Source organism: Evansella sp. AB-rgal1 (genome assembly GCF_041820985.1).
In the GTDB taxonomy this organism is placed as follows: Bacteria; Bacillota; Bacilli; order Bacillales; family Salisediminibacteriaceae; genus Evansella.
This window is the reverse complement of the sequence record NZ_JBGUAU010000003.1, coordinates 148977-172089: the sequence shown is the minus strand read 5'-3', so window position 1 is coordinate 172089 and position 23113 is coordinate 148977. Positions and strand designations below refer to the sequence as shown.

Below are 23113 nucleotides of genomic sequence, written 5' to 3'. Positions count from 1 at the left end.
AGGCTTGTGTTTGAGGGCAGTTGTAGAATCTTTGCTCTACGTAAAGAACCTCTTCTGCCCTCTTTCTTTTTTACATATTTTCATTTGATATAAGACATGGAAGCTAGAGGTGAAATTTATGGTTTCGTATACGATACGAAGAATACTCATGCTAATTCCTGTTCTGATAGGAATGTCGTTAATAACTTACTCTATCATTCACCTTATCCCAGGGAATCCGGCTCAAGTTATACTAGGTGAACAAGCGTCTCCTCAAGCAATTGCTGATTTAGAAGAACAGTTAGGGTTAAATGAACCTTTCTTTGTTCAATACGGAAATTACATGATGGACCTATTACGAGGAGATCTAGGCACATCACTAAGAACGAAGAGTGCTATCTCAGAAGAAGTATGGCCCTATTTAGCCGCAACGATGGAACTAACCTTTTTCGCCATGCTATTTGCAATTATTGTAGGAGTCAACGCAGGTATTATTAGTGCATGGAAGCAAAACTCCTTGTTTGATTATACAAGTATGATCATTGCATTAGTCGGGGTCTCCATGCCGATATTTTGGCTAGGATTAATGCAACAGTGGGTATTCGCACAAGAATTAGGATGGCTCCCTGCTACAGGTCGTGGAAATCCACGAGATCCGGTTGAAACAACGACATATTTTTATATTATTGATACGGTCCTTAATGGAAGATGGGATCAAACCTGGACTTCTATAAGACATTTAGTTTTACCAAGTATCGCACTAGGTACAATCCCTATGGCTATCATTGCACGTATGACCCGCTCTAGCATGTTAGAGGTGTTACGTTCTGATTATATTCGGACGATCGAAGCAAAAGGTTCGAGTATGGTCTCTGTTATTTACCGTCACGGATTTAAAAATGCTGTTATTCCCGTACTTACCGTAGTAGGTTTACAAACTGGAACACTTCTAGGCGGTGCCATCTTAACGGAAACCATCTTTAGTTGGCCAGGAATTGGTCGTTATGTGTTCGATGCAATAGGAAATCGTGATTACCCTGTTATTCAGTCTGGAATCCTCATTATTGCAACGATGTTTGTAATTATTAATCTCATTGTAGATCTTCTGTACACCTACATCGATCCGAGGATTAAATATTAGACGAGAAGGGGGAGAAAAATCATGAGTACAGTTACGAAAACAACAAAAAGTCCTTTACCAGGCCCTAATAAACAAGAGTTTGAACCTCAAAAAGTAGAATCTATTTCTCCTTGGAGAGAAGCCTTCTGGCAATTAAGGAAAAACAAACTAGCGATCGTTGGTTTTGTTATCATATTTACTTTTATTTTTGTAGCTATCTTAGCCCCATTCTTAACTACTTTTGAGTACAATACAATGAGGGCTGTTGATCGTTTGCAGGGTCCATCAAGCACATATTGGTTCGGAACCGACTACTCTGGAAGAGATATTTTTACTAGGATTATATACGGTGCTAGAGTTTCCTTAATGGTTGGATTTTTCGCAGTAACTGGTGCATTGATTTTTGGTACACTGCTTGGGATTTTGGCTGGATATTATGGGAAATGGGCGGATATGCTGATTTCCCGAGTTTTTGATATTATGCTTGCCTTTCCAAGTATTCTACTTGCGATCGCAATTGTAGCTATTTTAGGTCCATCTTTACAAAACGCCATGATTGCTATTGCAATTATTAATATTCCAATATTTGGACGACTCGTTCGCTCTAAGGTTATCTCCATTCGTCAAGAAGAGTATATAATGGCAGCAAAGGCACAAGGGATGAAAAATGGTCGTATTTTATTTCATCATGTCCTTCCTAATAGTCTTGCACCGATTATCGTTCAAGCTACATTAAGCTTCGGTACCGCTATTTTAGAGGCAGCAGCACTAGGATTCCTTGGTTTAGGTGCTCAACCACCAACACCTGAGTGGGGTCGCATGCTCTCTGATTCAAGGCAGTATATCCAGACGGCACCTTGGACGGTGTTGTTCCCAGGTATATCGATTATGTTAGTTGTACTAGGGTTTAATATGATTGGTGATGGTCTTCGAGATGCGTTAGATCCGAAGATGAAGAACTAGTGAGAAATGCTTGCTAAGCCAGGCGCCGCCAGTTGGACGCCTATTAGAAAAATTAGAACGTTAGCTAATCTAAAAAGGTGTGTCATTTGGTTGTTGCTTGGACCAAATGACACACCTTTGTTTTTTGTAGGAATTCAAACCGCTCTTCGATTCCCGTTGCTTCCTTCTTAACGCTCCTTCGGGAATTCAAACCGCTCTTCGATTCCCGTTGCTCCCTTCTTAACACTCCTTCGGGAATTGAAACCGCTCTTCAATTCCCGTCGCTCCCTTTCCGACGCTCCTTCGGGAATTCAAACCACTCTTCGATTCCCGTTGCTCCCTTTCCGACGCTCCTTCGGGAATTCAAACCACTCTTCGATTCCCGTTGCTCCCTTCTTAACGCTCCTTCGGGAATTCAAACCGCTCTTCAATTCCCGTTGCTCCCTTCTTAACGCTCCTTCGGGAATTCAAACCGCTCTTCAATTCCCGTCGCTCCCTTTCCGACACTCCTTTTGCCATAAAACTCTGGGGATTCAGACGAAATGGTAATTAAACAGCTTTTGTTTGCTAATACCTCTTGTAATTTCACCTGAAATGGTAATTAAGAAGGTTTTATTTTCCAAAAAATATTCAAATTTCACCTCAAATGGAAATTAAACAGCTCTTATTTTGCCAAAACCTCTTCTAATTTCATCCGAAATGGCAGTTAAACCAGCTTTCCCTACCTAAAGCGCACAAGACCCATTTTACTACCACTGAGTCCAGCTCCCATCTACTAAATTCGCTCGATTATCGTCGTATTCGCCATCCCAAAGCCTTCGCATATCGCTTGTAGACCATATTTCCCACCAGTTTTTTCGAGGGCATTCATTAATGTAATCATCACTCGAGCGCCGCTAGCTCCTAATGGATGGCCCAGTGCAATCGCTCCACCATGAATATTTAACTTATCCATATCTCCCTTCATTTCCTTGAGCCAAGCTAAAGGCACAGGTGCAAAAGCTTCATTCACCTCATACAAGTCTATATCACCCATTGTAAGCCCAGCCTTCTCTAATGCTTTTTTCGATGCAGGAATAGGACCTGTAAGCATCATCGTAGGATCTGATCCTACAACAGTCCGAGTTACGATTCGAAATGTCGGCTTCAATCCTAATTTCTCTGCTTTCTCTCTGCTCATTATAAGGATCGCGGATGCGCCATCACTAATTTGAGATGCGTTTCCTGCAGTGATCACACCATTCTCTTTGAAAACTGTTTTTAGTTGACCTAGCTTCTCAAGTGTAGAGCCTTCTCGAGGTCCTTCATCATGCTGTACCAACTCTTTCGTTCCGTCTTCATTTACTACTTCTATAGGCAGGATTTCAGAAGAAAACACACCTTCTTTTTGAGCACGTAATGCTCGTTCATGACTTTGTAATGCAAACTGATCTAATTCTGTTCTCGTCATACCCCATTTTTCCGCAATACGCTCGGCAGATAGTCCTTGGTTAATCATTTCATACTTCTCCTTTAAAACCGGACTGTAATCCGTTCCCTGCATATTTGAAAACATAGGTACACGAGACATACTTTCCACACCGGATGCGATAACAACGTCCATATCTCCACTTGCAATGGCCTGAGATGCAAAGTGAACAGCTTGTTGGCTCGAACCACATTGGCGATCAATCGTTACACCAGGTACCTCCATTGGGAAGTCAGCCATCAAGAGAGCGGAACGCGCGATATCCGGCGCTTGCTCACCTACTTGTCCAACACAACCAGTTATCACATCTTCCACTTCTTTCGGATCTACTTTTGCTTTTTTCATAAGTCCTGAAAGAGTTTTTGCTAATAGTTCATCTGGACGAATTCCGCTTAGCTTTCCTTTTCTTCTTCCTATAGGAGTTCTTATATACTCGACGATAACTGTTTCTCTCATTTGTATACACCATCCTTATACCAGGGCTCTTAGTACACGTATTTTTTATCCAACAGGGAAAATCCTGCTTTTTCTGAAAACTTTCGAAATACTCTTGCTCGTCAACGTATTTTCACAATAGTTTCGTGACGCGTGCCATTTCTATTATAATTACGTTTATCCTCATCAATGCTAGACGTACACTTTGGACAACGTTTTGCCCGTAAAGGAATATCGGAAAAACAATAGGGACAGGTTTTTGATTTTGTGGAATCCATCGATACTCGTCGGAGTTTGTTCATTTGAATAATAATTAAATAGGCGGCGAATGCGATAATAACAAAATGTAAAATGGTTTCAAGGAACATTCCATAATTTATAGTGGCTGCCCCTGCTGCTTCAGCCTCAGCAAGACTAGTGTAATGTCCACCTGATAAGTTAATATATAGATTCGAGAAATTAACTCTTCCTAAAAATAATCCTAATGGTGGCATCAGCATATCAGAAACAAAGGAAGTCACAATTTTTCCGAAAGCAGCCCCGATTATGACACCTATCCCCATATCGACGACATTCCCTCTTACTGCGAACTCTTTAAATCCTTGAAAAAAACTCATAGAAACACTTCTCCTCCATCGTTTATAGCTTCTACACCTCTCTCCTTCAATGTATGAGGTTGTCCATTATAAATATGCCAAAACAATTATTCACACCATTTTTTTACATTGGATGCATAGAAATCTATCTTCCTAGTCAAAAATAGATAGTAGTATTGGTCTTTTAAATGTAAGGAGGAGAATTCATGAGTAAACTTCCAAAATATCCTGAATCCTATTGGCTAGCGTCAACAACTCGACCTGCCTTTGATAAGCTAATGGAGAACCGAGAGTTTGATGTGGTTATTGTAGGTGGTGGTATTACTGGGATCACAACTGGCTACTTATTAAGCCAAGAAGGTGTAAAGGTAGCAATTTTAGAAGCATCACGCATTATGAACGGAACAACTGGACATACAACTGCGAAAATTACGGCACAACACAACATTATCTACGATGAATTAATAGAGCATTTCGGTGAAGACTTTGCCAAACAATATTATGAATCTAATATGAATGCACTTGGCTTTATCCGTTCTACTATTGAAAAATATAATCTGGATTGTGAGTTCGAGGAAAAGGATGCGGTTTTATATGGAGCTAGTAGCCAATCCGTGCGCAAACTAGAGAAAGAATATAAAGCATATCAAAAACTAGGAATACCTTCAGAGATGATTGATTCTCTTCCATTCCCTGGTCAAATAGAAAAAGGGCTAGTAATGAAAGGGCAAGCACAGTTCCATCCATTACAATACGTTGGAAAACTTGTAAACGAGTTTATCGCAAACGGTGGCGAGATATTTGAAGATACTACAGCCGTTAGTGTTATGACAGAATCGCAAACTGGGATGGACAGTTTAAATGTAGAAACGAATGATGGACATTACATATCATGTCATAAAGTAATGGCTTGCAGTCACTACCCTTTCTATGAGGGAGAAGGCTATTATTTTATGAGAATGCATCCAGAACGCTCTTACATTGTTGCTGGAAAAGGAAATGTGGAGCATTTAGATGGGATGTATTTAAGTGTAGATAGCCCTAGCAGATCTGTTCGTACAGTAAAAATTAATGGAGAAACTCACCTACTCCTTGCAGGTGAGGGCCACAAAACTGGACAAGGGAAGCCTGAAATGGAGCATTACGAGGCACTACAAGCTTTCGGCGAAGAAATATTCCAAGTAACGGATTTTCCGTATCGTTGGTCTGCACAGGATTTTTACACACAAGATAATGTTCCTTATATTGGGCCAGCTTCTGCAAATGAAACAAATATCTTTGTGGCAACAGGTTATCGTAAATGGGGTATGAGTACTAGTACGGTGGCGGCAAATGTGTTAAGAGATTATGTGTTTGAAAAGAATACACCGGAAATGGAGATCTACTCTACAGAACGGTTTCATGCAGATCCTAGCTTAAAGCATTTCTTTAAAGAAAATTGGAATGTCACAAAGCATTTCGTCAAGGGAAAGCTGGAAAGATTAAGAAAAACACCAGCAGATGTGGAAATTGGTCAAGGGGCTGTTGTCCATATTAACGGAAGCCGTGCAGGTGCTTACCGAGATGAAGATGGCATTCTTCATTGTGTCGATACAACATGTAAACATATGGGCTGCGAGGTAGAATGGAATAACGGCGATAATACGTGGGATTGTCCATGTCACGGATCACGTTTTTCCTATACCGGTGAGGTTATCGATGGACCTGCAAAAGAGGCTCTACGTAAAGTTCATCCTGAAGAAGGTTTAAGTTAATATTTTTCAGAAGGGTAGTTCCTGATTGAAAAGAACTGCCCTTTTACTCTTTATAAAGTTTGGATAAAAGATTATGATTCTTATATAGATAATGCCTTAGGAGGTTACATATGAGAGATACAATTATTCAAGCAATGGAAACTAATAGGTCAGAATATTACCGGATTAGTCAATTTATTGGTAAAAATCCTGAATTAGGTAATCAAGAATTTAAAGCGTGCAAAGTATTAACGGAAGAATTAGAGAACCATGGTTTTCAGGTAAAAACTGGTATTGTCAATCAACCCACCGCGTTTGAAGCTGTTTACGATAGTGGAAAACCAGGACCACATATTGGGTATATGTCAGAGTACGACGCCCTTCCAGAGGTAGGACATGCTTGCGGACATAATTTAATCGGTACGATGGGGATTGCAGCTGGGATTGCATTAAGTAAGGTGATTGCAGAAACCGGTGGGAAAGTGTATGTATACGGAACACCTGCCGAAGAAACTCGCGGAGCAAAGGTTACGATGGCCGATGATGGAGTACTAGATCACCTAGATGTTGCAATCATGGCACATCCAAGTGATTCTTATGTGAAAAGCGGTTCTTCCCTAGCGATGGATGCATTACAGTTTGCATTCAGAGGTCGTTCAGCCCACGCAGCAGCAGCTCCACATGAGGGGATTAACGCTTTAGACGCTGTGATTCACACATTTAATGGTATCAATGCGTTAAGACAGCATGTGAAAGACGATGTGCGAATTCACGGAATTATTCCAGAAGGTGGAAAAGCTGCCAACGTAGTTCCTGATTATGCGGTTGCTCAATTTTATGTACGTTCAGAAAAACGAGCAACGTTAAATCCAGTAGTGGAGAAAGTGAAGGCATGTGCCGAAGCTGGTGCTTTAGCTACTGGAGCAACGTTAGAAATATCTAACTATGAATATTCGTATGATGACATGATAACGAACGAAGTATTATCAGATTGTTTTACTAAAAACCTTATGGAACTTGGTATCTCACGGGAACAAATTGGGGAAAAAAGTGGTGGAGGTTCTCTTGATATGGGGAATGTGAGTCATCGCGTTCCTTCCATTCACCCATTCGTTAAAATTAGTGAAACTCCTATTATTGCTCATACGCATGAGTTTCGTGAAGCTGCTTTAAGCGACTATGGATTCGATGGAATGATGACTGCAGCAAAAACGATGGCATTAACAGGTCTTGATGTGTTAACGAATGCTGGATTACTTCAACAAATAAAGAACGAATTTAAAAAAGGTAACTTATAAAAATCTCTGTTAAAAGTTGCTGTTGCTATTGAGGTGGCTGCTACACATTGAACGTGACTTGCTAGACAAAATTGGGTTGAGCATGCCTGGTTTTGTCTCGAATCAAGCTCTTTCTAGACAATTTTGGGGTGGGCACCCTTCATTTTGTCTCGAATCCAGCTTTTGCTAGACAATATTGGGGTGTACATGCTCGGTCTTGTCTCGAATACCACTTACATCCATAACGTTGCTAAAAATTTCATAAAAATGTGCTATTCTCACGAAATCACCACTAAACCCTATGTTACCAAATATGATTCCGCTTACATTATTGTAAGTTTTTTGTTTTTTCTTACTATAAATAACTAAATCACTCTTTAGGGGTTGTAATCATCCCCATTCCCCACTATAATGTCTCTTATATATACACAGGTGTCTTTCTTAAGTAGACACAACCGAAGGGGCGAGGACAATGGTTCAGAAAGTTTCCGTAGGACTTTTAGGGTTAGGAACTGTAGGAAGCGGAGTCGTAGAAATCATAGATAATCATCAAGACAAATTAATGCACCAAGTTGGGTGCGAAGTAAAGATCAGTAAAATTTTGGTTCACGATGTGGATAAAAAACGCGACGTCTATTTAAACGGTACTAGACTCACGAATAACGTGGATGATATCTTGAATGATTCTGAGATAGATGTAGTTATTGAAGTAATGGGCGGAATTGATGACACGAAGGAATATATTCTGCAAGCACTTCGTAACAAAAAACATGTTATAACAGCAAATAAAGATTTAATGGCACTTCATGGTAAAGAACTTTTACAAACTGCTGCGGAAAACCAATGTGACCTTTTCTATGAAGCTAGTGTTGCTGGTGGAATTCCTATCCTAAGAAGTTTAGTAGAAGGGTTAGCTTCTGATCGTATTACAAAAATGATGGGAATTGTCAACGGAACAACAAATTATATTTTAACAAAAATGTCTCAAGAAGGCCGAAAATACGACGAAGTTTTAAAAGAAGCTCAAGAGCTTGGGTATGCGGAAGCAGATCCAACTTCCGATGTGGAAGGGTTAGATGCAGCACGAAAAATAGCGATTCTAGGAACACTCGGTTTTTCCATGCATATAGATCTTGATGATGTTTCTGTCTCAGGAATATCTCAAGTAACAAAAGAAGATCTAGAATATAGCGATCAGCTAGGATATACGATGAAACTCATCGGGCTAGCGATCCGTACGGGGGAAAAAGTAGAAATTAGTGTGCAACCAACATTAGTTCCTCATTCTCACCCGTTGGCATCCGTTCATAACGAGTTTAATGCCGTTTATGTATACGGTGAAGCTGTTGGTGAAACGATGTTTTACGGTCCAGGTGCCGGAAAGCTTCCTACTGCAACTGCGGTAGTATCGGATTTAGTAGAAGTTGTGAAAAACATGCGCCTTGGAGTTAACGGAAACTCAGCCGTTGTTCCTCAATTCAAGAAAAATCTAAAGTCTGCAGAAGATATTACTGCTAAATATTTTTTACGCATTCACGCCAAAGATCAACCAGGAACATTTGCAGCATTAACATCTTTGTTTTCCGAGCAAAGTGTTAGCTTAGAAAAAATCTTGCAACTTCCTGTTGAAGATAGTAAATTAGCTGAAATTATTATCATTACTCATAAGGCAACAAAACAAAATTTCGAAAATATTTTGATGCAGCTCAAGGATTTAGATGTAGTAGAAGCTGTGAAAAGTAGCTACCGAGTTGAAGGAGATGGCGTACGATGAAAAGATGGCAAGGACTTATCCAAGAATATAAAGAGTTTCTACCAGTAAACGAAAATACACCTACATTATCATTAAGTGAGGGAAACACTCCCCTCATTCCTTTAGAAAGCCTTTCTGAAAAATGGGGTGTGGAGCTCTACGTGAAATACGAAGGTGCTAACCCTACTGGATCATTCAAAGACCGTGGAATGGTTATGGCAGTTGCAAAAGCGAAGGAAGCAGGAAGCGAGGCAATTATGTGTGCTTCTACAGGAAACACTTCTGCGGCGGCTGCAGCTTATGCGGCTCGCGCAAACCTTCGTTGTATTATCGTTATCCCAGATGGAAAAATCGCGATGGGGAAATTAGCTCAAGCGGTTATGTATGGTGCTGAAATTTATGCTATTAAAGGAAACTTCGATAATGCGTTACAAATGGTACGTAATTTAGCTGAAGTGTCGCCTATTACGTTAGTGAACTCCGTGAATCCGTATCGTATTGAAGGTCAGAAAACGGCTGCTTTTGAAGTATGCGAACAGTTAGGCTCAGCTCCTGATGTATTAGCAATTCCAGTTGGAAACGCTGGTAACATCACTGCATACTGGAAAGGCTTTAAGGAATACCATGAGAAAAATAACACTGGATTACCTCAAATGAGAGGCTTTGAAGCAGAAGGTGCGGCTGCCATTGTTCGTAACGAAGTGATTGAAGATCCTGAAACGATCGCAACGGCTATCCGTATCGGAAACCCAGCTAGTTGGGATAAGGCAGTAGAAGCCGCTAACTCTTCCAATGGTGCTATCGATTATGTAACAGATGAAGAAATTCTTGAAGCATATAAGCTACTTGCACAAGAAGAAGGTGTTTTCGCAGAACCTGCTTCCTGCGCTTCTATCGCTGGAGTGAAAAAGGATATTGCTGCTGGAAAAATCAAGAAGGGCGCGAAGGTAGTAGCAGTTCTTACTGGCAATGGTTTAAAAGATCCTAATTGTGCAATCGATACTGCGTCATTTGAACCAGTAGTTCTTCCGAATGAAGAAGAAGTGGTGTTTGATCACATTCTAGGTCGTGTTAAATCATGATCCTGTTTTCCATTACAGTACCAGGAAGTACAGCTAACCTTGGACCTGGGTTCGATTCCATTGGGCTAGCTGTCGATAGGTATTTAACATTACAAGTAAAAAAAAGTGATACTTGGGAATTCGAATCTACCTCTGAAGAGTTAGAAGGATTACCAACAGGGAAGGATAATTTAATTTATCAGATAACCGCCTCTATCGCAGAGGATTTCGGTCGCGAGCTCCCTCCATGCTCTGTTTCAATGTATAGTGACATCCCTATGTCACGTGGATTAGGAAGTAGTGCCGCTGCGATCGTTGCAGGGATTGAGCTTGCCGACCAGCTTCTATCGCTTGATTTATCTGTGGATGACAAAGCGAAGCGAGCAAGTGCATTTGAAGGTCATCCTGATAATGTTACTGCTTCTCTATATGGTGGATTAGTAATTGGTAGCCATCGAGAAGATGACACAAACATTATTTTAGGTGGATATCCTGATGTGGAAATGGTTGCAGTTGTTCCAAAATATGAACTTAAAACTAAGGAATCAAGAGGGCTATTACCAGAACAGCTTTCATTTCGGGAAGCTGTTGAAGCAAGTAGTGTAAGTAACGTCCTTGTAGCTGCCTTATTGCAAAACAATTGGGATGTTGTTGGAAAAATGATGAGTAAAGATCTTTTTCACCAACCATACCGAGAAGCAGTAGTTCCTGAATTAAAAGTCGCAAACGAACTTGCTCCCGAGCTTCCTGTTTATGGAGTAACGTTAAGTGGTGCAGGACCTATCGTCTTGTTTTTCGCTCATAAAGGCAAAGGTGAATTCGTGAAAAACGCACTATCAGAGCATTTCAACAACCATGCTATCCAATTACTAAAAGTGGATACAAACGGAGTGACTGTTCGACAGGCAGTTTCTTCCGAGAATGTTTTATAAAACAAAGTTGGATAAATAGTAACGGGTCCGTTACCAATAGCAAAATAATACAATGTAGTTTACCTATCAAATTGTTGTTCATTTGATAGGTTTTTTTGTGTGATTTGTAGGTAATTCCCACAGGTATGCTATGCGGTTTATATGTGCAAACAAGGATACAATGCTAAGCAATATATACTCCTTAATAAAAAGAAAACTTGTATATCCCCTAACGTAAAGGCTCACAACAAATATACAAAAACATAACATTCAAACCAGTGTTTATTCGATATAATAAAATATATACGTGCAAAAGGTGGGTTTCTATTTACTACCGAGGGAACGTTTGCACAAGGTTTTTTCGCTGTCCTTGTACAGCAAACAGGAAAAACTCTGGAACTATAAGGGAGTAGATTTTTCAAATGAAAAATATTTTAGTAATTGGTGGTTATGGTCAAGTAGGTAGTGTTATTTGTAGAAATTTATCTCAAAGTTATCCTAAGAAAGTCATCGCTGCTGGTAGAAATTTTGAAAAGGCTAAAAATTTTTCCTTGTCAACGAAAGAAAAAGTACTCCCTCTGGAAATAGACATTTATAACTTGGATGAAACCCATGACATATTTAAACAGACACAATTAGTAATAATGTGCCTTGACCAAAAAGATACAAGTTTTGTTGAAAAATGTATAAATAATAAAATTGATTACATAGATATATCCCCTTCTTATAGTACTTTATCAAAAATGGAAAGTCTAAACCCTAAAGCACTTGAATCAGGATCAACTCTAGTTTTAGGAGTAGGCTTAGCCCCCGGTATATCTAATTTAATGGTAAAAAAGCTAACCTCTCAATTTGATAAAGTTAACAGAACAGATATATATTTAATGCTTGGCATTGGTGAAAAGCATGGAATTGATGGAGTAGAATGGTTGCTAAACAATATCAATAATACATATTCCATAATTGAGAATGGACAAAAAAGAAAAGTAGATAGTTTTACGGAAGGTAAATATTTAGAGTTACCTAAGAAGTATGGAAAAAGAAAAGCCTATAGATTTGACCTTGCTGATCAACATATTGTCTCTAAAACTCTTAACCTAGACAATGTATCTTCTCGATTATTCTATGACTCCGCTATTACTACAAATGAATTAGCAATACTAAAAAAATTAGGTGTTTTTAAGCTTATGAGATTAAAGTTCTTTAGCAAATTTTTTGTAAAAATATTTGATGGAGCTTTACATATTTTTGATTTTTTAAAAATCGGTTCAAATGAATACTTAGTAAAAGCTGAAGTGTATGGAGAAATTGAAGGTAAGAAAGGTACTATTGAATCTGTTTTATTTGGTTCAAATAATACAGAGATAACAGGGAATGTTGCTTCAATAATTGGAAATAAGATAATCCAAAATAAATACTCACCAGGTGTACACTTCATAGAGCAGCTTTTTGACTTAGATGAAATACTATCCGTTCTAGATGGTACAATTTCTTATCAGTATGAAGTGAAATCTTGAACTAAGAGTTCCGTAAATTTTACTATATTCGGAATCCATCGTCATTACACTTTACTTAATCATGATTCAAAGTATCAAATTATAATTCGACACTACATTCAGTACTTTTGCATTTTTGTTTTTTAAACAAAAAGTTATTGACAACAAAATATTGAATATGATATTATTAAAAATTTGATAAAAAACACCACGTATGTTAAGGTTAAGAAAGTTACTAAATATGGAGGTGGGGTATTTGTTTCAAATTGGCGATAAAATTGTTTATTCCGTGCACGGAGCAGGTATTATTAAAGGCATAGAAGAAAAGGAAATCTCAGGGGACAAACAACAGTATTATATCATAAAAATGATTATCGGTAATATGCAAGTCATGATTCCTAAGGGGAAAATAGTGAGTTCATGTATACGCCCTGTTACTGACATAAATGCATTAAAACACATCATACACATTTTTCAGCATGGAAAATCAGATAGAGTGCTGACATGGAAACAAAGGTATAAAGTGAACACGGACAAAATAAAAACTGGTAAAATACAAGATTGTGCGGAAGTTGTACGTGATTTAATGCGTATAAAGAAAGAAAAAGCTCTTAATTCAAGCGAAAAGAAAATGTTAGATAACGCACATGACTTTTTGATTAGTGAACTGGGATTAATTAAAGGGATTACTGATAATCAAATAAAAAGTTTTTATGAAGGTTCTTCAAGATAATGATTACTGCTCCCGAAAATATCTTGAATGTTTTGGGGAATATTATAAAAAGTAAATCCTTTCAAATTCAACTTCTTCAACTCACCTTTAGAGCATTAACCTCTTTTGTTATTTCTACAATCTAATCCATTTAGATATTTTAAATTTCTTTAACGAACGTTTGAAGATCTCATCTAATAACTCGAAAAAATAGTCACTTGAATTCTTCCATTTTAATTCACACCGGCAAGGACAAAGAGACTTAGTGATGATATAGAGATCGGTCTTTCATTGTTTTAGGTATACAATATTTTTTAAACTCTATCTTTAAGGTTTTTTACATCTACCGATACAGTGAGTAGTAATTGTTTCTCTTCTTTACGCAAAAAAACGTATTAGTATCTTCAAGAACAAAAGCGCAAACGCCTAAGATTACGAGCGACCAGCAAATAACCTACCAGATTAAAAGTGCGATCTTACACTTTTGTATCTGGTAGGTTATTTGACCTCGAGCAAGTAGGCGCTGGAGCTAGACTTCTTTCCATGACACAACTGGTTATCCGGCGATTATTTTATAATTTAGCTAAACAACTAGAAAAATGTTTCCCAGAACAGGGAAACCATTTTTTAGTTTTATACCAAAAGGAAAGATTACTATTGATGGTTTTAAATCTTTTTCCATTACCAGTACCATCTCCCTATTCGAACGTTGAGTAAGTTTATCTTATTGAATTTGAGGAGAACATAAAAAAAACAGGCACTATTTAAAGAGCCTGTTTGTATAAAAGATTTAAGATTAAGCTTTTTCAACGTTAGCAGCTTGAGCTCCACGAGCACCTTGCTCAACGTCAAACGTTACTCTTTGACCTTCGTCTAATGATTTGAAGCCTTCACTTTGGATAGCAGAGAAGTGTACGAATACATCGTCTCCATCTTCACGTTCGATAAAGCCAAAACCTTTTTCTGCATTAAACCATTTTACTGTACCTTTTTCCATTTTTGTTGCCTCCTAGTGCGTTACCACACATTTTATTACTATCCCTGCCCAAAGTATCATCAAGACGAAAAGTCCATATTCATACTATCATTTACGCCGAACAAAAATAATTCTTCTTTATCATAGCAGAAAACGGGGATATTTGCAAATTTTTGGTATTTAACAAAAAAATATAATTCCTACAAAGGAAAAAACAAACTATCAATAAATAAATTATATTGACCATTTTGTCTATGTTCTCTAGGTTGAATTAGGTTTGTATCTCAAGTATAGACGCTATATTTTTACGAATTAATCATAAACATATAAAAAGCTATGTACTCCTTTATATAGGATACACAGCTTTTATTATGTTAAAGCTTAAACGAGCTTTTTAGCTCTACAATTCGGTTAAACACAAGTTTCTCGTCCGTTGAATCATTCGGATCTACATTAAAGTATCCGTGACGGAAGAACTGGAACTTGTCATTTTCCTTTGCGTCACTCATGTTTTGCTCAACATATCCTGAAGCAACCTCAAGAGAGTTTGGATTCACTTGTTCAAGGAAATCACTGCCACCTTTTTCATCTAAGATAAGAGAGTCATAAAGACGGAATTCCGCTTCTTTTGCGTTCGTTGCTTCGACCCAATGCAATGTTCCTTTTACTTTTCTACCAGTAAAACCTGTACCACTTTTTGTCTCAGGGTCATACGTACAATGAAGCTCCACTACATTGCCTTCTTCATCTTTTATAACATCATTACATGTAATAAAGTATGCATGCTTTAAGCGAACTTCATTTCCTGGAAATAGACGGAAGTATTTTTTTGGAGGATCCTCCATAAAATCGCTTTGCTCAATATAAATCTCACGGGAAAACGGAATTTTTCGTGTTCCCATATCTTCATTTTCTGGATTGATTTCTGCGTCCAACCACTCCACTTCTCCCTCTGGATAGTTTGTAATAACTACCTTCAGTGGGTGCAAGACGGACATGGTTCTTGGTGCCTTTAATTTGAGATCTTCGCGGATAAAATGCTCTAGCATACGAACGTCCACTAAGTTATCCGCACGAGCAACACCAATTTCACGACAGAACTTTTTAATTGCTTCTGGAGTATAACCACGTCGTCGTAAACCAGAAATAGTTGGCATACGTGGATCATCCCAACCATCCACAAAGTTTTCATCAACTAACTGCTTTAATTTACGCTTACTCATAACTGTATTCGTTAAGTTCAGTCTAGCGAACTCAATTTGTTTTGGTTTTGCCTCCATCTCACATTGCTCTACAACCCAGTTATATAATGGGCGTTGGTCTTCAAACTCCAATGTACAAATGGAGTGAGTAACACCTTCAATTGCATCCTCTAATGGGTGTGCAAAGCTGTACATCGGGTAGATACACCAATCATCACCTGTATTATGGTGTGTAGCATGAGCAATACGATAAATAACTGGATCACGCATATTGATGTTTGGAGAAGACATATCTATTTTTGCTCGTACGACTTTTTCACCGTTTTGGAATTCACCTTTTTTCATTCGGTCAAATAGATCTAAGTTTTCCTCAATAGAGCGGCTACGTGATGGACTTTCCTTACCAGGTTCTTTTAGTGTTCCGCGATATTCACGAATCTCTTCTTGAGACATATCTTCTACATAAGCAAGGCCCTTTTTAATAAGAAGAACAGCACGATTATACATTTCATCAAAGTAATTAGATGCATAACGTAATTCATCCCATTCGTACCCTAACCATGAGATACTATCTTTGATTGATTCCACATATTCTACATCTTCTTTTAATGGGTTTGTATCATCAAAACGAAGATTCGTTCTCCCACCAAATTCATCTGCAAGCTCAAAGTTTAGAACGATGGACTTTGCATGACCAATATGTAAATACCCGTTTGGTTCTGGAGGAAATCGTGTAACTATCTCGTTATATCCGTTTGCCAAATCTTCTTTTATAATGTGCTTAATAAAATTAGATGACGTGTTATTTTCGCTCATACGTAACCAACCTTTCCTCTCATTTTTCCATTATTTTCGTTATATCACAAAAAAGCTTATTTATCTATGTATTTAAGGATGTTCACCCTTCGATTGTAATATAAGAAGATTGAGCATTTCATTTACTTTTCTCTCAACTATATATGTTTTTGGTATAACCATATTATTTTACCATGATTTCACTTGTTTTCGTACTTATACTCATTATTGGTGAAAAAAGGTGTTTGCATTCATTATTATAGGATTTTATCATGTACAGCAGTGATTTTAGCTCAACACAGATGAATATTTTTAAAACTTTTCATTTTCTCCCAAACTTTAGCATATGAATGGAAAGGTGTATAGATAATGGGGGTGGAACATTTGGCAAAAAATTTCCGAGATGAAGCTTTATTTGAATTAAATTTCTGGCTTCAGGTTTTAGGAGATCACAGTCGATTCATACATGATACATTATCTCCAAGTGAAAAGGACTACGTGGAGCACGCAAACTATTTTATCGAGCGCTTCGATCAACTATTGGAAGGTGCTCGTAAACCATCATTAAATGACCAAAACCTTATGTCTCTTTTGGAAAAATCAGAGGTGGAAGGAAAAAAACTTAGAGAACTTAAACTAGCTATTTTAAAGGATCATTTAGTCGGCAACGTAAAAATAAAATTACCGCCTTCCTTTCTAAACCATATGGTGAATGAGTTGGATGAAGCATTACGATTGCTTTCTTATTTTGTGAAAGGGAAGATTCCACCAGACGTCCATGCGCTTCACCATGACTTAATTTGGTTGTTAGATGCAGCTGGACACGCAAATGCGATCCACGATGATATGGATCATGTCGAGTCAAAGATACGGAAAAAAAGTTACATGTTCACAAAGGAATGGGAAGCCTTCTACTTAAAAGCAGTAGAAATGGCTGGGTACCTTCGCGCAAATGTCACTCACTTCCCAGCATTGTCAAAGTTTCATAAAGACATTGAGTTAGAAATGGAATTATTTAAGACGTTTTTACGTGAAATAGAAGAAATGGAGTTAAATAAAGAAACACTAAGTGTATTTGAACCACTCATGGCTGATCACATGTTTAGGGAAGAATGCTACTACTTAATGAAATTAGCAGAAACAACGGAGCTATCACCACCGAAATGTGATCCAACAAAACCTAGAACAGAAACATAAGGGGAACAGGAAGGAAAGTTCACAATATTGCCACGGGCCTGGTCCCTGAACTTTTGTTCAGGGACCAGGCCCGTGACTATTTATTGAACAAAATTCCTTGAATTTCCCTTATACTTTTTTCGTGTTTTATGATAAAGTAGTTTAGTTAGCGGAGTTCGAAACCATCCTCCGCTTTATAAATAAAAACTAGGAGCTGATAAAATGAATAACACGATTACAATGGACGAGAGTAAGTTAACAAAGCTTATCTTATTAGCGGGTCTTTTTATTGCTGCATTGCTCGTCTCCAACGTCATTTCTACGAAGCTTTTTGATATAGGCGGAGTAGTATTAACTGCAGGGTTGTTAGCATATCCCCTTACCTTCTTAATTTCTGACTCTATTTCAGAAGTTTACGGTAAATCAATTGCTAAAAAGGTCATCCTCATTGGATTACTAGCAAATATTCTCATGCTTGGTTTTTTCTATGTTGCGATTTCATTACCAGCAGCATCTTTCTGGCCAATGCAAGGAGAGTTTGAAGCAATTCTTGGAGCTGTTCCAAGAGTAGTTGCAGCATCGTTAGTTGCCTACTTCTTCTCCCAGCTGTTTGATGTGAACTTGTTTCATAAACTAAAAGAGAAAACACAAGGGAAACACCTTTGGTTACGTAATAATGGTAGTACGTTAGCGAGCCAGCTGTTAGATTCCATCATCTTCGTGTTTATTGCCTTTTATGGAACAATGCCACTATCTGCATTATTTGTCATGATTGGTACACAATATCTTGTGAAGCTACTCATCGCATTAGCGGATACACCATTCATTTACTTAACAGTGAAATGGTTAAATAACGATAAAAAAGCAACGCCAAAAAAGGAGGCAGTAGCACATGTCTCATAAACATGATCGAAGTGATGAAGTAAACTTGCTAGGTGAAGCAGGCACACAATATCATTTTGAATACAATCCTGGGATCTTAGAATCATTCGAGAATCGTCATGATTATCGTGATTATTTTGTAAAGTTTAACTGCCCTGAGTTTACAAGCCTTTGTCCAAAAACAGGTCAGCCTGACTTTGCAACAATATATATAAGCTATATACCAGATAAAAAAATGGTAGAAAGCAAATCATTGAAACTTTATCTATTTAGTTTTCGCAACCACGGAGATTTCCATGAGGATTGCATGAACATCATTCTAAATGATTTAGTAAAGTTAATGGATCCTCGTTACATTGAGGTTTGGGGTAAATTTACGCCACGTGGTGGGATATCCATCGACCCTTATGTGAACTACGGAAAACCAGATACAAAGTGGGAAAAATTCGCTGAAAGCCGTTTGCTTCAGCATGACCTATATCCTGAGAATATAGATAATCGTTAAGGTTATTTGAAAACGAAGACTTTTGCTATGGTCCTTCATAGCGACGTCTTCGTTTTTTTGTCTAGAGATGCAACCTATTGTCCAAACATCGACAAAGTAGAGTTTTAATAAGGTAAATGGGTTTTAAATCTCGGTTCTTATCACCATTCTTATTTGTTTTTGACAATTAGTAAGCGATATCTGAATTTTTTTAGCTTCATTTCCGTCACCATGTACCAGACAGAGGGTCGATTCTCACTTTTAGCAAGTTCTAAAATTAATTTTGCGCAAATTCCGGTTATGGAATTCCACATATTTGGTAAATGTAAAAATAGAGCCTCAGTATCTAACAATTCAACTGTCTTTTCTAACAAATAGAACTTGTATACTAACAATTGAACTGTCTTTACTAACAATTCAAGCGTGTTTACTAACAATTTGTCGAAACTTGTCAAATAATCAACGGAAATTCCCCTACAAAAAAATAAAATTTCCAATATAAGTTTTTGTAATTAATTATCTAAATATAAGAAAAGCCGCCTAATCCAATGAAGATTAGCGGCTTTCTTTCTTTTTATATATTTATCGTAATATCGCTTTCTTCTCTAATGCGCTCTAGTATCTCCGCATACTGACCTTCTTGATGTTCCATTTCAAGGTAATCGCGAATTTCACCTTGAACCTCCTCAAGTGGTGGGATTTCGCTATCTTCTCCACTCTCTTCTATCTGTGCAACTAAGTTATCATACTCTTCTTGGATTTGTTCATCCGTAATGGTTGTAGAATCTAGTTGCTGCTCAATAAATTTTTGTCTTTTCACGAACATTGCAATATCGTCACGGAGCTCATCTATGGACGCGCCTTGCTGTTCAAGGATTTGAACAAGATCTTCTTCTGATGGTATTTGGTTTTGTGCCATCACCGTTTCTAATTCTTGTTTCACTTCCTCATCAGTTGCATCTAACCCTGCTTTTTCCGCCTCAAAGTTAAGTGTCTTTTCGGTAATAAATTGCTCTAGAAGCTGTTGTTCCAGCATCGTTAAGTATTCAGCTGCCTCTTCACCTTGGAAGTCGAACCCTTGAGCTTGTAGCATAAGGGCTTCTTCTTCAAGAGCTGTTACATATACTTCCCTTTCAAGCTCTTCCCCATTGACGACAGCAATCACCTCAGGATAATCCTCTATATTAAATAGGGCTTCCGCACTTTGCAATTCATTTCCTGCATCACCAGGTGGTTGGCCCCCTTCTAACATTTCTGAACTATTATCATTACTACACGCCATCAATCCTATAAAAGTAAGCGAGATTATTGCGGCTCCAATAACTTTCTTCATTCAAAACATCCTTTCTTTTATAACAACATTGGGGCAATTGTAACATATATTTTTTGGACGTGTTGGCTGAGCTAACCCTTTCATTACGTTGAAAAATAGGGAAATTTGTAATTATGAAATGATGTGGGAAACCAAGGATTTCAAATCCCTTTCATAGCGGCTTCGGGGAAAAATAAAGTGTACAAGTTAAAAAATTGTGGGAAAGTCTATAAATTCTTGTTTTATAAGATTACCAATGATTTTCTAGACAATCTTCAGCTTGTTCACCTCTAGTTTGTCTCGCATCTGCCGCTATCAAGACATTTTCAAACCCGCCCTCTCCCAAACAACAGCCTAAATCACGAAAAACCCCCTCCCACACAGAAATCCTGTGTGAAAGGGGGCGAGACTCATGTCACATCTTATCAACTTTATTTTTCCACTGAAGCCGCCAAAGCTGGTGCAGGTGACTTATACATCCACTTAGATAATAACGTTTGGAAAATAAGGAACAAACCACCGATCGTCCAATATAACGGAAGTGCTGCTGCCATACCAAACGAGATCGCACCCATCATGACCGGCATTAAATACCCTACGATCGCCATGATTTTTTGTTGCTCAGGCGCTATTTCCATACCGATCTGTGTTGTCTTGAATTGAACAAAATACACGAGCGTCGCCAAAAACGGTAGAATCATATCTGGTTCACCTAAGTTGAACCATAAAAATGAATGCTCCGCAATTTCAGGCGTTCTCATAATTGCCCAATAGAAACCAATTAAAATTGGAAACTGAATTAACATCGGTAAACAACCAATCGACTTGATTGGATTAAATTTATGCTCCTGATAAAGCTTCATTAGCTCCATTTGCATTTTTTTCGTAGCTTCTGGATCAGGCTTCTCGCCTTCCTTTGCTTTGAATTTCTCTTTTAACGCTTCTATTTCAGGCTTCATAACAGCCATTTTTTCCCGCGTAATTTTTTGATTTTTATATTGCTTCATCATTAGCGGCATTAACGCCAAACGAATGATAAGCGTCATTAGAATTAACGATAACCCGTAATTCCCATCAAACAAATTTGCCAACGCTTTAATTAAAAACGAGAACGGATACACCACATAGTGATTAAAGAATCCCGTTGTTTCCGAATTTATCGGCTCGTTCGTTTGTCCACAGCCCGTTAACGTTAATAACACAAGTCCTATTACTATAAAAGCCCCATATTTTTTAAAGAATTTGAATACAGATTTGTTTTCCATGATTGTCCTCCTTGAGTAGTTAAACTTAGATGTTTTAAAACCAGAAGGAAATAATCCGCATCATCTTCAGGAGCTTCCTTTCGCTTCACAATCCGTGTAATAAAAGTTAGCTGCTGCCCACGTTCCTCATACACAGCACTCTCCTGTAGAGAATCCCCATGAATCACCTGTAGCTTTCCATTCGACATACACCGATGCTTCACAAAGGTATCCTTAAGCATCAAATTGCAAAGATGGAACGTCAATATCGAAATACAAACACTAAACGACAGAAGTATAGGAACAACATCATTAGAAAACTCAAAAATCATCTGCATTCACCTCCTTTAAGTAAACGTTTCACAATCTCTCATGCATATCATCTTAGATTTGAGAATAAAAGTCAAAGAATAATTTTAGACTTTTTTCCATTATTACCTAACTAACGACTTATTCTGCAACATGAACCGTTTATTTATGCGACTTTTATAACATTTTCCACAAATATGTCTATTTTGTAGCAGGTCCACCAAGCCACCAGCATTACTCATCAGCTGGAAAGACTACCCCCAACTGCCTTCTTGCTTCCTCTATTATTTTCGAAGTAATCCGAGAAGTTTCATAACTATTTATATCCGACTCAATCTTCCCCTCATTAATAAGAGAAACAAACTCCTCCATCTCATACCGCATAGACCCCGAATCCTGTGCAACAGTGTGATCCTCATACCCACCATCGTTATAACGGATCTCCACCTTTTCCGGCGTATGGATCTTATCAATCAAAATACTCCCAAGCTCCCCTTGAATCTCCGAAGGCAAATACGAATTACTAATCTTCGAATACACAACCGTAGCCTCCATATCCTCATACTGCAAGGAAATTGTGCCTTGTCCATCCACACCAGACTCCAGTTTTACCCCCATCGCCTGAACACGTTGTGGCGCACCAAACAGATATACCGCAGGATAAACACAATAAATACCAATATCCATTACCGCACCATTGGAAAACTCCGGACGAAACGCATTCAAAACCGTACCATCCTTATATGCATCATACCGAGAAGAATACTGACAATAACTAGCCACATACTTCCGAACCTTCCCGATCTTATGTAAGTTCTCCCTAATGACTTGAAAGTTTGGTAAAAACGTAGTCTTTACGGCCTCCATTAAGAGTACCCTATTCCTAGTCGCCACTTCCTTCATCCGTTTAAATTCCTTTTCGTTCGAAGCGATGGGTTTCTCGCAAAGTACATGTTTTCCATGCTCCATACAGATAATCGCTTGCTCACAATGCAGTGAGTTCGGACTCGCTATGTAAACAGCATCGACATGATCCCCCTGGACCATACTTTCGATATCAGTAAAGACGTTTTCCACTCCATACTTCTCCGCAAATGCACTCCCTTTTTCCTCCGTACGAGAATATACAGCCGATAAAGAAAAACCTTTTACATCCTTCGCATCACTTAATAACCTCTCCGTAATCCAATTTGTACCGATAACACCTAACCGTACCATCGTTATCATCCTCCTCTACCCATCATTATAGT

General features: G+C 38.2%; 20 protein-coding genes. 12 read left to right on the top strand and 8 right to left on the bottom strand.

What is annotated here, in order from left to right:
- The first annotated feature begins 118 nt into the window (after positions 1 to 118).
- Entirely contained in the window at positions 119 to 1120 is a 1002-nt protein-coding gene (locus tag ACERII_RS03580; RefSeq protein ID WP_373640206.1) for an ABC transporter permease, read from the top strand.
- Between the two features lie 21 nt (positions 1121 to 1141).
- Complete coding sequence (locus ACERII_RS03575; RefSeq protein WP_373640104.1) at positions 1142 to 2062, top strand: ABC transporter permease; 921 nt, start codon at positions 1142 to 1144, stop codon at positions 2060 to 2062.
- Positions 2063 to 2816: 754 nt separating this feature from the next.
- Here ACERII_RS03575 and ACERII_RS03570 read toward each other — a convergent pair.
- Together ACERII_RS03570 and mscL are read right to left on the bottom strand one after the other, a co-directional pair.
- Positions 2817 to 3965, bottom strand: coding sequence for a thiolase family protein (locus ACERII_RS03570; protein WP_373640103.1), 1149 nt, complete (start codon positions 3963 to 3965; stop codon positions 2817 to 2819).
- A gap of 101 nt (positions 3966 to 4066) precedes the next feature.
- Positions 4067 to 4561 (bottom strand): large conductance mechanosensitive channel protein MscL, encoded by a 495-nt coding sequence (gene mscL, locus ACERII_RS03565; RefSeq protein WP_373640101.1) that lies wholly within the window; start codon positions 4559 to 4561, stop codon positions 4067 to 4069.
- Between the two features lie 185 nt (positions 4562 to 4746).
- Between mscL and ACERII_RS03560 the strand changes: the two genes are divergently transcribed.
- The 7 genes from ACERII_RS03560 to ACERII_RS03530 all read left to right on the top strand — a co-directional run bounded on the left by ACERII_RS03560 (position 4747) and on the right by ACERII_RS03530 (position 13504).
- Positions 4747 to 6294, top strand: a complete 1548-nt coding sequence (locus ACERII_RS03560) for an FAD-dependent oxidoreductase (protein ID WP_373640100.1) — start codon at positions 4747 to 4749, stop codon at positions 6292 to 6294.
- Positions 6295 to 6404: 110 nt separating this feature from the next.
- Complete coding sequence (locus ACERII_RS03555; RefSeq protein WP_373640098.1) at positions 6405 to 7571, top strand: M20 family metallopeptidase; 1167 nt, start codon at positions 6405 to 6407, stop codon at positions 7569 to 7571.
- Positions 7572 to 8022: 451 nt separating this feature from the next.
- The gene (locus tag ACERII_RS03550; protein WP_373640096.1) at positions 8023 to 9324 is read left to right on the top strand and encodes a homoserine dehydrogenase; all 1302 of its coding nucleotides are present in this window, start codon (positions 8023 to 8025) and stop codon (positions 9322 to 9324) included.
- Positions 9321 to 10385, top strand: coding sequence for a threonine synthase (gene thrC, locus ACERII_RS03545; RefSeq protein WP_373640094.1), 1065 nt, complete (start codon positions 9321 to 9323; stop codon positions 10383 to 10385). Before ACERII_RS03550 ends, thrC begins: the two co-directional genes overlap by 4 nt.
- Positions 10382 to 11296 (top strand): homoserine kinase, encoded by a 915-nt coding sequence (gene thrB / locus ACERII_RS03540; RefSeq protein WP_373640093.1) that lies wholly within the window; start codon positions 10382 to 10384, stop codon positions 11294 to 11296. The genes thrC and thrB overlap by 4 nt, the downstream gene beginning before the upstream one ends.
- Positions 11297 to 11697: 401 nt before the next feature.
- Positions 11698 to 12792 (top strand): saccharopine dehydrogenase family protein, encoded by a 1095-nt coding sequence (locus ACERII_RS03535; RefSeq protein WP_373640091.1) that lies wholly within the window; start codon positions 11698 to 11700, stop codon positions 12790 to 12792.
- Positions 12793 to 13012: 220 nt separating this feature from the next.
- Positions 13013 to 13504, top strand: a complete 492-nt coding sequence (locus ACERII_RS03530) for a CarD family transcriptional regulator (RefSeq protein WP_373640089.1) — start codon at positions 13013 to 13015, stop codon at positions 13502 to 13504.
- A gap of 775 nt (positions 13505 to 14279) precedes the next feature.
- On the opposite strand, the gene ACERII_RS03525 is transcribed toward ACERII_RS03530, so the two are convergent.
- Together ACERII_RS03525 and ACERII_RS03520 are read right to left on the bottom strand one after the other, a co-directional pair.
- Positions 14280 to 14480 carry a cold-shock protein gene (locus tag ACERII_RS03525; protein ID WP_373640088.1) on the bottom strand — a complete coding sequence of 67 codons (201 nt, stop codon included), beginning with the start codon at positions 14478 to 14480 and terminating at the stop codon, positions 14280 to 14282.
- Positions 14481 to 14833: 353 nt separating this feature from the next.
- Positions 14834 to 16477, bottom strand: a complete 1644-nt coding sequence (locus ACERII_RS03520; protein WP_373640087.1) for a glutamine--tRNA ligase/YqeY domain fusion protein — start codon at positions 16475 to 16477, stop codon at positions 14834 to 14836.
- A 363-nt stretch (positions 16478 to 16840) separates the two neighbouring features.
- On the opposite strand from ACERII_RS03520, the gene ACERII_RS03515 reads away from it, so the two are divergent.
- The 3 genes from ACERII_RS03515 (at position 16841) to queF (ending at position 19019) form a co-directional block, all read left to right on the top strand.
- A complete protein-coding gene (locus tag ACERII_RS03515; RefSeq protein ID WP_373640086.1) occupies positions 16841 to 17653 on the top strand; it encodes a DUF2935 domain-containing protein in 813 nt (270 codons plus the stop codon).
- A gap of 201 nt (positions 17654 to 17854) precedes the next feature.
- A complete protein-coding gene (locus tag ACERII_RS03510) occupies positions 17855 to 18535 on the top strand; it encodes a queuosine precursor transporter (protein ID WP_373640085.1) in 681 nt (226 codons plus the stop codon).
- Positions 18525 to 19019, top strand: coding sequence for a preQ(1) synthase (queF, locus tag ACERII_RS03505; protein WP_373640083.1), 495 nt, complete (start codon positions 18525 to 18527; stop codon positions 19017 to 19019). Before ACERII_RS03510 ends, queF begins: the two co-directional genes overlap by 11 nt.
- A 553-nt stretch (positions 19020 to 19572) precedes the next feature.
- Here queF and ACERII_RS03500 read toward each other — a convergent pair.
- From ACERII_RS03500 to ACERII_RS03485, 4 genes are all read right to left on the bottom strand, one after another.
- On the bottom strand, positions 19573 to 20331 hold the full coding sequence (locus tag ACERII_RS03500) for a SurA N-terminal domain-containing protein (protein ID WP_373640081.1): 759 nt from the start codon (positions 20329 to 20331) through the stop codon (positions 19573 to 19575).
- Between the two features lie 410 nt (positions 20332 to 20741).
- The gene (gene yidC / locus ACERII_RS03495; RefSeq protein ID WP_373640080.1) at positions 20742 to 21575 is read right to left on the bottom strand and encodes a membrane protein insertase YidC; all 834 of its coding nucleotides are present in this window, start codon (positions 21573 to 21575) and stop codon (positions 20742 to 20744) included.
- On the bottom strand, positions 21524 to 21886 hold the full coding sequence (locus ACERII_RS03490) for a hypothetical protein (RefSeq protein ID WP_373640078.1): 363 nt from the start codon (positions 21884 to 21886) through the stop codon (positions 21524 to 21526). Before ACERII_RS03490 ends, yidC begins: the two co-directional genes overlap by 52 nt.
- A 211-nt stretch (positions 21887 to 22097) precedes the next feature.
- On the bottom strand, positions 22098 to 23081 hold the full coding sequence (locus tag ACERII_RS03485) for a Gfo/Idh/MocA family protein (protein ID WP_373640076.1): 984 nt from the start codon (positions 23079 to 23081) through the stop codon (positions 22098 to 22100).
- Positions 23082 to 23113 lie beyond the last annotated feature (32 nt).

Coding starts and splice junctions, on each gene's coding strand:
- ACERII_RS03580 (WP_373640206.1), top strand. CDS start 119: ATGGTTTCGTATACGATACGAAGAATACTCATGCTAATTCCTGTTCTG.
- ACERII_RS03510 (WP_373640085.1), top strand. CDS start 17,855: ATGAATAACACGATTACAATGGACGAGAGTAAGTTAACAAAGCTTATC.
- ACERII_RS03525 (WP_373640088.1), bottom strand. CDS start 14,480: ATGGAAAAAGGTACAGTAAAATGGTTTAATGCAGAAAAAGGTTTTGGC.
- ACERII_RS03575 (WP_373640104.1), top strand. CDS start 1,142: ATGAGTACAGTTACGAAAACAACAAAAAGTCCTTTACCAGGCCCTAAT.
- ACERII_RS03555 (WP_373640098.1), top strand. CDS start 6,405: ATGAGAGATACAATTATTCAAGCAATGGAAACTAATAGGTCAGAATAT.
- ACERII_RS03530 (WP_373640089.1), top strand. CDS start 13,013: ATGGAGGTGGGGTATTTGTTTCAAATTGGCGATAAAATTGTTTATTCC.
- ACERII_RS03520 (WP_373640087.1), bottom strand. CDS start 16,477: ATGAGCGAAAATAACACGTCATCTAATTTTATTAAGCACATTATAAAA.
- ACERII_RS03500 (WP_373640081.1), bottom strand. CDS start 20,331: ATGAAGAAAGTTATTGGAGCCGCAATAATCTCGCTTACTTTTATAGGA.
- thrB (WP_373640093.1), top strand. CDS start 10,382: ATGATCCTGTTTTCCATTACAGTACCAGGAAGTACAGCTAACCTTGGA.
- ACERII_RS03570 (WP_373640103.1), bottom strand. CDS start 3,965: ATGAGAGAAACAGTTATCGTCGAGTATATAAGAACTCCTATAGGAAGA.
- ACERII_RS03560 (WP_373640100.1), top strand. CDS start 4,747: ATGAGTAAACTTCCAAAATATCCTGAATCCTATTGGCTAGCGTCAACA.
- thrC (WP_373640094.1), top strand. CDS start 9,321: ATGAAAAGATGGCAAGGACTTATCCAAGAATATAAAGAGTTTCTACCA.
- ACERII_RS03490 (WP_373640078.1), bottom strand. CDS start 21,886: ATGATTTTTGAGTTTTCTAATGATGTTGTTCCTATACTTCTGTCGTTT.
- ACERII_RS03485 (WP_373640076.1), bottom strand. CDS start 23,081: ATGGTACGGTTAGGTGTTATCGGTACAAATTGGATTACGGAGAGGTTA.
- mscL (WP_373640101.1), bottom strand. CDS start 4,561: ATGAGTTTTTTTCAAGGATTTAAAGAGTTCGCAGTAAGAGGGAATGTC.
- ACERII_RS03535 (WP_373640091.1), top strand. CDS start 11,698: ATGAAAAATATTTTAGTAATTGGTGGTTATGGTCAAGTAGGTAGTGTT.
- yidC (WP_373640080.1), bottom strand. CDS start 21,575: ATGGAAAACAAATCTGTATTCAAATTCTTTAAAAAATATGGGGCTTTT.
- queF (WP_373640083.1), top strand. CDS start 18,525: ATGTCTCATAAACATGATCGAAGTGATGAAGTAAACTTGCTAGGTGAA.
- ACERII_RS03550 (WP_373640096.1), top strand. CDS start 8,023: ATGGTTCAGAAAGTTTCCGTAGGACTTTTAGGGTTAGGAACTGTAGGA.